This is a genomic window from Litorivivens sp. (assembly GCF_041625495.1).
Classification (GTDB): Bacteria; Pseudomonadota; Gammaproteobacteria; order Pseudomonadales; family Spongiibacteraceae; genus Litorivivens.
This window is the reverse complement of the sequence record NZ_JBFJTH010000004.1, coordinates 39,248-50,520: the sequence shown is the minus strand read 5'-3', so window position 1 is coordinate 50,520 and position 11,273 is coordinate 39,248. Positions and strand designations below refer to the sequence as shown.

Here is an 11,273-nt window from a genome sequence, read left to right as displayed (position 1 = left end):
CCACTTTGCTTCGAACACTACCGAGAATACAAAGGTATAAACAGCCAGCATCAGTAAGGGATGTACAAATGACCAGCACAGCCCCATTATGGAGCCTCTGTATCTCCCCGCAATCTCGCGCCACGTCATCTGAGTGACTAACTGCCGATGCCTCCAGGTGGTTTTCACTAGAGTGATAGGTGATATCGGGTGTGGTTTATGCGGATTCAATAGTTCTCTCCAGCAGTTACTGAGGTGCAGTAACTTATAATAATCATCGGCCCAGCATGACTTCGATTGAGCAAAGGTGGGCTATTGTAGCGACTAGGGGTCAATTTAGGCAATTTCAGGCGGTGCCCTTTTAAGCCGGATTCGGACTGCTACGTCGGATAGGCTAGCGTTCAGGCTTTGGTTTGAAGATTTGATGTTCCTCAAGGGTTTTAGATATGAAAATAGCGATAGTGCATTATTGGCTGGTTGGCATGCGTGGTGGGGAGAAGGTTGTCGAAGCGTTGCTGGATCTTTATCCCGGCGCAGACATTTTTACGCATGTAGTTGACCCTTCGGCGGTAAGCCGGAAAACACTGGATGCGGTATCGGGTACAACGTTTGTTGGCAAACTACCGTTCGCAACCAGGCTATACCAGATGTATTTGCCTTTTATGCCTCTGGCGCTTGAGCAACTTGATTTGCGAGGTTACGACCTTGTTATCTCAAGCGAGTCTGGCCCCGCCAAGGGGGTTTTAACAGATCCGGAGGCGCTGCATATATGCTACTGCCATTCTCCGATGCGCTACATTTGGGATATGTACCACGACTATCGTAGCAATGCTGGCTGGTTTAAGCGGCTACTTATGCCGATGGTGGCGCATTATATGCGCATGTGGGATGTGTCTAGCGCTCAACGGGTGGGGCATTTTGTGGCCAATTCGCGATTTGTCGCGGAACGCATAAGAACCTTTTATAATCGCGACGCGGAGGTGATAAACCCTCCCGTAGCGGTCGATGACTTTGCACCATCTTCCGTAAAGGGCGGTTACTATCTGATGGTTGGCGAGCTTGTGGGGTACAAACGTGCTGATCTTGCCGTCGAGGCTTTCGGTTCAAGTGGCCGTCCGCTGAAGGTCGTAGGAGGCGGAGAATGTTTTGAGGCGCTTTCTAGAGAGGCGCCTGCGAATGTCGAATTTCTCGGAAAAGTGGATTTTTCTGTGTTGAAGCGGCTCTACAGTGAGGCGCGGGCACTGATTTTTCCAGGTGCCGAAGATTTCGGCATCGTGCCCGTAGAGGCAATCGCTTCTGGTACTCCGGTCATTGCCTTTCGTAAGGGGGGCGCGCTTGAGACGGTGGTCGAGGGCAAGACAGGTTTGTTTTTTGACCAACAAACCGCGGAATCATTAAATGAGGCGGTAGAGCGATTCGAATCTATAGAGCAGGCATTCGATTCGGCGATATTGGTTAACACTGCGCGGGCTTTTGAGAGGCAGGCTTTCCTCGAGCAATTTGAGGCCTTGGTTAAGCGGAGGCTGGCGGAAAAGTCGGCGCGTTTGGGGGCGGGGCCTCTTTGAATCATTCATTCTTCTATAATCAAACAAGATATAAGATATTCCACATATGATAGGAAATGCCGGAAGTCGGGACCATTCTAGTCTGGTTGTCATCCTGACCCAGATTTCAGACATTTTGGCGGTCTCGGGTGTCTCTACAGTCCTTTACTATGCTATCCCGCTGGTAGATCCGGACCCGACAGAATATCTGACTCTGACATTGGTTGCGGTTCTCTCAACGGGCGTCGTCTTTAATCAGCTGGGCCTATACCGTAATCATCCGGTGCCGTTGGGTGCAACGTTGCCCGGGTGGCTACTTGTGTTTCTGCTGCTATCGTTGTTTCTGTTTATCACTAAAACCAGTGATCATTTTTCACGGCTTTGGTATGGGTTGTGGCTCGCTTTGGGTTTCGTAGCTTTGGAGTTAGGGCGTCGAGGAGTGTATCGCATGATTCGCTCCCTTCGCCGGGCTGGCCTGGATCGGCGGCGAATCATTGTTGTTGGTGCTGCTGAAGTTGGCGCTAAGACGTTGGCTCGCCTGTCCAGACACAAAGATGGGGAATTTGAAGTTGTCGCCTATTTCACCGACGACGAGCCGGTGTCTGATTTCAAAGGTTGGCAGGGTGTTGAATCAGAGGCTTCCAGTTTTGCAGCGGCTAATAATATCGATCAGGTCTGGTTGGCTTTTCCCTTTAATCAGGCTGATCGGCTTGAGGGGGTATTGGAGCAATTCAAGCATTCTGTCGTCGATTTGCGGCTGGTGCCGGATCTATATGGTTTTAGGCTGCTGAACCATTCTACAAGTGTGGTTGCAGGTCTTTCAGTTGTAAATCTTTCAATGACACCTATGGATGGGGTGAGCAGGTTCATAAAGGATGTGGAGGACAAGGTGGTCTCTATTCTGGTTTTGCTGGCGATTAGCCCTCTATTGCTGGTGATCGCTGTTGGAGTGAAGTTGTCGTCACCAGGCCCTGTGTTCTTTCGTCAGGAGCGGATGAGTTGGAACGGGCGCTGTTTCAAAATGTATAAATTTCGTTCTATGCGCAACGACGCGGAAGCGTCAACTGGCGCTGTTTGGGCTACTCCGGATGACCGGAGAGCCACGCGTTTTGGCGCGTTTCTGCGGAGAACCAGTTTGGATGAGCTGCCGCAGTTTTTTAATGTGCTGAAGGGGGATATGTCAATTGTTGGCCCGCGCCCAGAGCGTCCAGTGTTTGTTGATAGGTTTAAGGATGAAATACCCGGATACATGCAAAAGCACAAGGTAAAGGCAGGTATAACGGGTTGGGCGCAAGTAAATGGCTGGCGAGGGGACACCGATTTGCAGGCCAGAATCGAACATGATCTGTACTACATAGAGCATTGGTCGCTGCTATTTGATATTAAAATAATTATTCTGACGGTCTTTCGGGGTTTTGTGCATCGCAACGCTTACTAGAGGCGGATGCCTGCAGCGCAAGGGCTATGCCGGCGCATAGCCAGATCAAGTGCCAGAACTCCGTCGGTCGGCTTAAAATACCGCGCGATTCGAAAAATTTTACGCATATCGAGTAGATTAATAGGGCGAGTAGTCCCTTACCCATGGCACTATGCCTAGATTCCCAGCCGCACTTCAGTAGTGTTGCCAAGAATATTAGCCATAAGGCGCCGCCTATCAGGCCTCCTTCAAACAGTATCTCCAGATGAATGTTGTGGGCGTCGTATAGTTCCTCGCCACTACTAACAAATAGTACATATTCGGCGTCGAAGCCATGGCCGAGCCATGGTTTCTCGATAATCCATTGGAGCGTCGTGTGCCAGATCTCGAAGCGCTGAGAAAACCCTCTGGAAATAAATAATTCCGCGTATGGCGCCAGCATAAATGCCGCGGCTATGGCTATTCCTACGGCGATTATCTTGAAATTCCGGATGCTGGGGGCGTCGAAAAACCAGTACGCTGCAGTGACAGCCAAGGCGAGTAGGGCTGAGCGAGACTCGGTAATTAGCACACCGTAGAAAACGCCGCCAAGGCAAAGCAAAAGTAGCGCATTACGTAAATCAACCCCCCGGCGTGCGAGCCTTTGGAGTAGCAGGTGGGTGCCAAGTACCAGTATTGCGCCTAGGAGAGCGCCCGTCAGCAGGTAGTGAAGGCCAGCATTTGCGCCCCGGAAGCGATCTTGCATATACGCGGCTTCCTGAAAGTGCAGCTCGTTAACAAGTAGCCAGACAGTGCACATAAGCACCGAGCACAGTATTGCTCGTTCAAAGTGTCGAGGAGAAAAGCGGCAGACGGCGTATACACCATATACAAACAGCAGCGTCTGCCCGATGCGTTTAATATAATGCTCTGGCGCTTTCGCCAAATCAGACCAGAGGGTGGTCAATGCCATGTAAATCAAAAACAGCGCTAGGCTAAGGTAGACTGGAGATGCCAATATCTTCAGCTTTGGGTCTTTGCGCAGTGAGCTGTTTATAAGATGCAATAGTGCGGGCAGCAGAAATGCCAGGTATACGATTGTGTGATGCGCGGTGCGCGTTGGCGCGATAAACCAGGCCGACATAAAAATGTAAAAGCCTGCCACCAGCGCCAGATGGATACCCGGCGCTACTGCGGGCTTAACACTATTTTCCGACATGGGCTCTAGTCTGCAATACGTCCGGCAATAATGCTTTTAACGTGTTCCAGATCTTGCCATTTGCGGCTATTGAAGATTTTTTTCACATCTTCTACAACCGCCTCATAGCCATAGCGAGGATGGGCGTCGTGCACTGCAACTCGCGCGCCCGGGTTCAAGAAGGGTTCAAAATCTTTGAAATCCTGGTACGCCTGCTCGTGATTGCCATCGATCCACAGAAAATCGATTTTGACGCTAGGGTCCCAATTCTTGGCAGCTTCTTGGGAGTAGCCTTCTATCAGTTGGAACATGCCCCCAAAGCCATTCTGTTCCAGTCGGGAGGCTACGAGCTCTTTGGTGGGCTTCTGTTCCAGTGGTACGCAGTTGTCAGTCAGCTCCGCCTGCTTGTCCAGATCGGAGTTGAAGGGGTCTATTGCGTAGATCTTACCGCCGCGTTTTGATAGCCCTCTCAGCAAGTAGCTGGTGGACAGTCCGCCATAGCAGCCAATTTCTACGACCACGCCGCCTTGCGGAATTTCCGAGGCCCACTGAGTGAGCATGCCGGCTTCGGTGTGGCGAATCATGCCGCCATAGGCTTTTTTGTCGTATTTGCGACCGTGCAGCAGCCCGGCAATATTGTGGTAAATAGGGCGAGAAAATCCGCTGATTACCTTGGGGCCGGACTCCGACCACGCCTTTTGAAGAAAGCTGTCTACCGTCATGCTTTTGAGGTACCGTGTCGTTTGCTGTGTTTTGGGCTGCATATTCTATTGCAAATTGCCTATAATTTCGCCCTGTTTTTGCGCAGTAAGGCGCAGATTCGCCCCATTGAGTATCAGGCAGGATTAATCTTTGAGCAATTCCGGTAAGCCCAAGGCTTGGCTGGCCCCCGAATTGGGGGTCGCAGGCGATGAATTCGCATTTGTTGAAAGTCTCGACGGCGACGTCTACCGCGCTATGCCTGATCGCACCACACTACGCTTTGAGCGTAAGGGTCGAGGCTATTTTCTGAAATTCCACAAGGGGGTCGGTTGGAAGGAAATCGCCAAAAACCTAGTGGCTTTGCGCCCTCCGATTCTAGGCGCCGACAATGAGTTGGCCGCCGTTGAGCTATTGGGGGCAAACGGCGTTGATACCATGGTTGCGGCAGGTTTCGGGCGACGTGGTCGAAACCCGGCAACCCGGCAATCTTTTCTGATCACGCAGGAGATTGCTGATGCTCCTAGTCTTGAGGATGTTACTGCAAACTGGGGTGAGGTGGCGCCTCCTCCAGTAGTGAAGCGCCGGCTAATCAAGCGTATTGCCACGCAGGTAGGGCGAATGCATGCGCTTGGCGTAAATCACCGTGATCTCTATTTATGCCACTTTTTGCTACGTGGGGGGGATCTCGAGCGCGCAGAGCTAGCGCTGATAGACCTTCACCGGGCTCAAATCAGATCGAGTGTTCCTGCGCGTTGGCGATGCAAGGATCTGGCAGCGCTATATTCCTCTGCTGCGCACATCACCCTCACAAAGAGAGACTACTATCGCTTTCTTGTGGATTACTACAATAAGCCGCTGGGAGAAATCCTACGGCAAAAACGCCATGAGCTTTTGCAGATACACAAGCTCGGGGAAAAGCTTCGAATTAAGTATTTGCGTAAGTATCAGCCTGTTGCGCCAAGCTGATATGGGTGCATGTAGCTTTCTGTGATTGCCCCCTCAAAATAGTAAATATTCACAGATGGAGGGTTGCTTCCTTCTGTCGGGAGGCTAACATTCGCCCTTGCTTTCTCAATGCCGCTTTTTTTGTAATTCTTCTCTCGTGGTGGCCCGAGTTATAACCTTTTCTGGCGACGGAATAGTCCGAATGTCATCAACTAACAGCGGCGGCGTAGCATTTCGCCCGGAGATCGAAGGTCTCCGAGGGGCGCTCGTGCTGCTTGTTATCGTATTTCATGCCGGGGTTGCTGCTTTTGAGGGGGTTTATTTCTCCGTAGATATTTTTTTCGTTCTCAGCGGCTATCTGATGGGGCTTATCATTCTTGCCGATATTCGGAATGAGCGCTTTTCTATCCTGGGATTTTACGAACGGCGAGTCCGACGCGTCTTTCCCGTACTGTATCTCGTTGTCTTCATATCTCTTATTGCTGCCTACCCGCTATTGCCGGCGACCGAGTATGAGAATATGGGGGAAAGCGCGCTTTGGATTTTGGGGCTTGCCGGTAATTTTTATTTTGCGAATTCCAGTGCGGGCTATTTTGATGCGGATATGGGGCTGCAGCCCTTCATGCATGTCTGGACGCTGGGTTTGGAGCAGCAGTACTACCTTTTTATTCCCCTATTGTTTGCACTTTGCTTTTCGGTATATCGGCGTCTCAGGGTTGACGTAGCACTCGCATTTCTTGCTGCAACATCATTTTGTGCGGCTATCGCATTGGTATACGATGACGCACAAACCGCTTTTTATGTCCCGTATTCTCGTTTTTGGGAGTTCGCGCTAGGCTCGCTATTGGCTGTGAGTGAAGCTCGTATGAGAGCTGTGGTTCCAGAGTGGCTGCATGCGAGGATAGCTGATTTAGGTGCCTTGGTGGTTGTGGTGGTGTTTTGTGTTGCCACGGCACACTGGGTTCACCCGGGGCCTGCAACGATAGCCCCTGTTTTTGGCTCGCTTGCTTTTATTGGCTTTGCCAATCGTTCTAGCCTGTTTTACAAGTTGTTGAGCCTAAAACCTCTCTTGCAGATTGGCGCAATTTCATATTCCCTCTATTTGTGGCACCAAGTATTTTTTGCTCTTGGCCGATGGTATTCGCCAGTAGCGCTCTCAGGTCTAGAATATTTGGCGCTTACGATCGGTGCAACCCTGCTCTCTGTTGTGACTTTCCGCTTGGTGGAGGTGCCCTTTAGAAATCGCCGTCAGATATCACCGAAGGCTTTTTGGGCGGTCCTGCTTCTGGCCACAATCCCTCTGTACTTCACCGCAAAATATATAGATCGTAAACATGGTGTTGAAGAGCGACTGCCGGAGGTTGTCCGAACCCATTACCAAGAGCAGAATTTTCGTAGTGTGGCGATTACTGCGGACAGCGTGGCCTGCTATACGGTGCTAAAGAGCGGTCCTTGCCCAATTGGTGATCCAGAGAAGCCGCGTAATTGGGCTTTGGTGGGTGATAGTCATGCCGCGGCACTAACCACTGCGCTGGATAAAGCTTTTCGCGAGCGAGAAATTGCGGGCTACGCCATTTTTAGAAATGCATGTGCGTTGACGCTTGGCAGTCGTCTAGTGGGAAGCGATAGCCAGCTTTGCCAAGACCACAATATGCGCCTGATGGAGCGCTTGGCCAAGGCAGATATCGAGGGTGTCGTAATTGTTGGGCGTTATCCTTATTTCCTCGACCGGGACAAGTACGAAAATGGCGAGGGTGGAGTCGAATCTGGGCGACAGCAATGGTTTGAGCCTGTTGCGGACTACGGGCTTGGGGAGGACAGAGAGACTGCACTGCTTCAATCCTTTGTGGCGCCGGTGAAGGCCTTGCTCGAGTTGGGTAAAGAAGTTGTACTTATTTACCCTATTCCCGAGATGGGATGGCATGTTCCCCACTATCATTTTAAGCGCTTGATGCGTGGCGACAACCCGCAGGGAGATATATCTATCAGCCTGGCCCGCTATCGCGAGCGAGTGGCACCGGTAGTCGAAGCTTTTGATGCGCTCGGTGAGTGGGATAACTTGGTGCGAGTCAAGCCCGAGGATGTGTTTTGCAGTGAGGCTGAGGCGCGCTGCTATGCTCAACTTAACGGCCGCTTGCTCTATCTGGACGATGATCATCTGAACAATTTCGGGGCCTCGCTGCTGGTGTCAGACGTAATGAGTGTGGTCTTTGGTGATGCCTCCCTGTCCAGTCGTATAGTGACTAGATTTTGACCGCTTTTGCCGCTACACTTCCGGCTCTTGTAACGTACAATCAGTGTCTTTAAGACGTTTCTCCCCTCCGACCAAGTCGGAAAGCCGTTACTGGCTGACGGGGTCATTGTGAAAAAAGCCAGTATCGGAATATGCGTTCAGAGCAGCTCGCCAAATCACAGCCGCAGGCGCGGCAACAGGTCGCTGATATTGTCCCTATCAGCGAGGGGCTTCACAGCCATTCGTTGAAAATCTGCCTATTGGGCTACCGTAGCCATCCGTATGGCGGTGGGCAGGGGATTTATATCCGCTATCTCAGCAAGGCCCTGGTTGAGGCCGGTCATCAAGTTGATGTCATTTCAGGTCAGCCCTACCCGCATCTCGATGAGGGGGTACGCCTGATTAAAATGCCCGGGCTCAACCTCTTTGAGAACGGGCTAGGCTCGTTGCGACCGCATCATCTGCGGTCAATGACCAACATCATCGAGTGGACCAGCAAGCTCACCGGTGGTTTTGCCGAGCCGCACTGTTTTGGGCGGCGGGTGTTGAAATACCTGCGAAAGCATGGCCGCCACTACGATATAATTCATGATAATCAAAGCCTTAGCTGGTCCATGCTGAAGCTTCAGCGCGAAGGCTTCCCGCTGGTCACCACCATACATCACCCCATTACTAGCGACCTCGACATCGCGCTTGCCGCAGCGCGCAGCGCTTGGCAGCGGCTGTTGATTCGTCGCTGGCACTCGTTTATCACCATGCAGCGCAGCGTTGCGCCGAAATTGCAAAATGTGGTGACAGTGTCACAACGCTCGAAGGTGGATATCGCCGATGCTTTTGGGATGAGCCAGGAAAGCATCAACCTGGTGCATTGTGGGATCGATACCGACGTATTCCATCCGATGCCCGAGGTGACCAAAAAGCCCTTCAGGCTGATGGCGACGGTGTCAGCAGATGCACCGCTCAAGGGTGCCCATTATCTTATTAGTGCGCTGGCCGATTTGGCACAACATTACCCGCAGGTCGAGTTGCTGTTGGTAGGCAAACCCAAGCCAGGTGGTTCTACCGAGCGGCTGATAGAGCGATTGGGAGTCCAGCGGCGCATCCGGTGTGTGACGGGGATTAGCACGGAAGATCTGGTGCGTTACTACAACGAGGCCGAAGTGGTTGTGGTGCCCTCGGTTTATGAAGGCTTCGGCTTGCCGGCTGGTGAAGCGATGGCCTGCGGCACTGCCGTGGTGTCTACCAATGGCGGCGCCTTGCCGGAGGTGGTGGGTGATGCCTGTATGCAAGTGCCGGTCAAAGATGCTCAGGCCATCGTGCAGGCCGTAGCCACTTTGTTCGACAATCCCGATAAGCGCCGTGCGCTGGCTCAGGCCGGGCGTGAGCGCATGGAAAACATCTTCTGCTGGCGCAAAGCCGCGCTGGAAATGACAGACTACTACTGGAAGGTCATCGATCGTGCAAACCGTTGACTTCAAGCACTTTCTGCTTGCCTCTGGCGACAAAGTGCTGGATTTGGGTTGTGGTGAAGGTCGCCACGTTATCTCTGCCTTCGTTGAGGCCGATGTCACCGCTGTTGGGGTGGATTTGTGTCTCAATGACCTGAAAGCGGCGCAAACAAAATTTTCCGATTTTGCCGAACCTGACAATACCGCTAAGGGCTTTGGGCTGGCGAATGCAAACGCTCTGCAGCTTCCCTTTGCGGACAATACCTTCGACAAAATCATCTGCTCGGAAGTGCTAGAGCATATTCCCGATTATCGGGCTGTGCTGAAAGAGATTGAGCGCGTGCTTAAGCCTGGTGGGCTGTTTTGTGCCAGTGTGCCGCGTGCCTGGCCTGAGCGAATATGCTGGGCTCTCAGCGATGCGTATTACAAGGTCGAGGGCGGTCACGTGCGTATCTTCGATGCGGCCAAACTGCGTGGGCAGATTCAGGCGTTGGGCTTGCAGTTTTACCACCGTCACTGGGCGCACGCGTTGCATGCGCCTTTCTGGTGGCTGAAGTGTCTGTTTTGGGAAAAGCAGGATCAGAACTTTCTGGTGAAGCAGTATCACCGCCTGTTGGTCTGGGATCTGCTGGAGCGTCCGCGTTTTACTCGCACGCTGGAATCACTGCTTAATCCGGTTGTTGGCAAAAGTGTGGTTATGTACTTTCGCAAACCGGCTGGCGCAGAGGGGGCTGCATAATGAGTGGTGTGTTTCTCAGTAAGGGGCTATTTCCCAAAGAGTTTTTAAAGTCGACTGTTGCTTTTATCAAAATGGTACAGCGTGACGATGGCCTGATTCCCTGGTTTGAAGGTGGTCACGCCGATCCCTGGGATCATACCGAAGCGGCAATGGGACTCAGTATTGGCGGGGAGTATGACGCGGCAGAAAAAGCGTATGACTGGCTCGCCGAAAATCAACTGGCTGACGGTAGCTGGTGGGCCGCCTACAAAAACGGTGAGGTGGACAATCGCGAGCGCCGCGAAACCAATTTCGTGGCCTATGTGGCAACCGGGGTATGGCACCACTATCTGATTACTCGGCGCGAGCATTTCTTGCGTCGGCTGTGGCCCACTGTCGATCGAGCTATTCGCTTTGTGCTTTCCCAGCAGTCACCCCATGGTGAAATCAACTGGGCCGTGGATACCCACGGTGAGCCGATGTGCGACGCACTGATTACCGGTTGTAGCTCCATTTATAAAAGCCTGGAATGCGCCCACAATATCGCCGTGACCTTGGGCGAAGAACGCAGCGATTGGCTGGTGGCGCGAGAACAGTTGGGCGAAGCCCTGCGGAATAAGCCGGAGCGCTTCGATCGCACTTGGGAAAGTAAGTCGCGTTATTCAATGGACTGGTTTTATCCGGTACTTTCCGGGGCCTTCCCCAAGGCGCGAGCCAAAGAGCATTTGCAAAAACGCTGGCACGAATTTGTCGAGACTGACATGGGTTGTCGCTGTGTTTCTGACGAGCCATGGGTAACCGTAGCGGAATCTTGTGAACTGGTAATGGCACTACTGGCAGCGGGTGATCACGCGCGCGCGGTAACGGTCTACAGCTGGCTGCATCAGTGGCGCCTGAAAAGCGGCGAATACTGGACTGGCTACCAGTTTGTGGAAGATCTGATGTGGCCCGATGAGAAGCCCACCTGGACCGCCGGCGCCATTTTGTTGGCGGCAGATGCGCTGACCGAATACACCGCCGCGCACCATCTGTTTAACCGCGTTACCTTACTGGAAGTCGAGACGGACGAGGCGTTAGACATCGAACGCCGTCAAAAAGTGTAACTCTTGG

At 52.4% G+C, this 11,273-nt stretch carries 9 protein-coding genes and 1 pseudogene; 7 read left to right on the top strand and 3 right to left on the bottom strand.

Going from position 1 to position 11,273, the window contains the following annotated elements; genetic code table 11:
- Positions 1-210: pseudogene (locus ABYP39_RS01095) on the bottom strand (ABC transporter permease); the annotation flags it as partial.
- Positions 211-425: 215 nt separating this feature from the next.
- Here ABYP39_RS01095 and ABYP39_RS01090 point away from each other — a divergent pair.
- Together ABYP39_RS01090 and ABYP39_RS01085 are read left to right on the top strand one after the other, a co-directional pair.
- Positions 426-1,544: a glycosyltransferase gene (locus tag ABYP39_RS01090; RefSeq protein ID WP_372780804.1), complete on the top strand. Its 1,119-nt coding sequence runs from the start codon at positions 426-428 to the stop codon at positions 1,542-1,544.
- Positions 1,545-1,590: 46 nt separating this feature from the next.
- Positions 1,591-2,961: an undecaprenyl-phosphate glucose phosphotransferase gene (locus ABYP39_RS01085; protein ID WP_372780803.1), complete on the top strand. Its 1,371-nt coding sequence runs from the start codon at positions 1,591-1,593 to the stop codon at positions 2,959-2,961.
- Here ABYP39_RS01085 and ABYP39_RS01080 read toward each other — a convergent pair.
- Both ABYP39_RS01080 and ABYP39_RS01075 read right to left on the bottom strand, forming a co-directional pair.
- Entirely contained in the window at positions 2,915-4,138 is a 1,224-nt protein-coding gene (locus ABYP39_RS01080; RefSeq protein WP_372760369.1) for an O-antigen ligase family protein, read from the bottom strand. The two genes, ABYP39_RS01085 and ABYP39_RS01080, sit on opposite strands and share 47 nt — an antisense overlap.
- Before the next feature lie 5 nt (positions 4,139-4,143).
- The gene (locus ABYP39_RS01075; RefSeq protein WP_372780802.1) at positions 4,144-4,881 is read right to left on the bottom strand and encodes a class I SAM-dependent methyltransferase; all 738 of its coding nucleotides are present in this window, start codon (positions 4,879-4,881) and stop codon (positions 4,144-4,146) included.
- Between the two features lie 88 nt (positions 4,882-4,969).
- Between ABYP39_RS01075 and rfaP the strand changes: the two genes are divergently transcribed.
- The 5 genes from rfaP (at position 4,970) to ABYP39_RS01050 (ending at position 11,266) form a co-directional block, all read left to right on the top strand.
- Positions 4,970-5,785, top strand: a complete 816-nt coding sequence (gene rfaP, locus ABYP39_RS01070; RefSeq protein WP_372759387.1) for a lipopolysaccharide core heptose(I) kinase RfaP — start codon at positions 4,970-4,972, stop codon at positions 5,783-5,785.
- 181 nt (positions 5,786-5,966) lie between these two features.
- On the top strand, positions 5,967-8,018 hold the full coding sequence (locus ABYP39_RS01065; protein WP_372780801.1) for an acyltransferase family protein: 2,052 nt from the start codon (positions 5,967-5,969) through the stop codon (positions 8,016-8,018).
- Positions 8,019-8,149: 131 nt separating this feature from the next.
- Positions 8,150-9,469, top strand: a complete 1,320-nt coding sequence (locus ABYP39_RS01060; RefSeq protein WP_372780800.1) for a glycosyltransferase family 4 protein — start codon at positions 8,150-8,152, stop codon at positions 9,467-9,469.
- On the top strand, positions 9,456-10,184 hold the full coding sequence (locus ABYP39_RS01055; protein WP_372780799.1) for a class I SAM-dependent methyltransferase: 729 nt from the start codon (positions 9,456-9,458) through the stop codon (positions 10,182-10,184). Before ABYP39_RS01060 ends, ABYP39_RS01055 begins: the two co-directional genes overlap by 14 nt.
- Positions 10,184-11,266: a prenyltransferase gene (locus ABYP39_RS01050; protein WP_372780798.1), complete on the top strand. Its 1,083-nt coding sequence runs from the start codon at positions 10,184-10,186 to the stop codon at positions 11,264-11,266. Before ABYP39_RS01055 ends, ABYP39_RS01050 begins: the two co-directional genes overlap by 1 nt.
- The last annotated feature ends 7 nt before the right edge of the window (positions 11,267-11,273 follow it).

Coding starts and splice junctions, on each gene's coding strand:
- ABYP39_RS01090 (WP_372780804.1), top strand. CDS start 426: ATGAAAATAGCGATAGTGCATTATTGGCTGGTTGGCATGCGTGGTGGG.
- ABYP39_RS01085 (WP_372780803.1), top strand. CDS start 1,591: ATGATAGGAAATGCCGGAAGTCGGGACCATTCTAGTCTGGTTGTCATC.
- ABYP39_RS01080 (WP_372760369.1), bottom strand. CDS start 4,138: ATGTCGGAAAATAGTGTTAAGCCCGCAGTAGCGCCGGGTATCCATCTG.
- ABYP39_RS01075 (WP_372780802.1), bottom strand. CDS start 4,881: ATGCAGCCCAAAACACAGCAAACGACACGGTACCTCAAAAGCATGACG.
- ABYP39_RS01065 (WP_372780801.1), top strand. CDS start 5,967: ATGTCATCAACTAACAGCGGCGGCGTAGCATTTCGCCCGGAGATCGAA.
- ABYP39_RS01060 (WP_372780800.1), top strand. CDS start 8,150: ATGCGTTCAGAGCAGCTCGCCAAATCACAGCCGCAGGCGCGGCAACAG.
- ABYP39_RS01050 (WP_372780798.1), top strand. CDS start 10,184: ATGAGTGGTGTGTTTCTCAGTAAGGGGCTATTTCCCAAAGAGTTTTTA.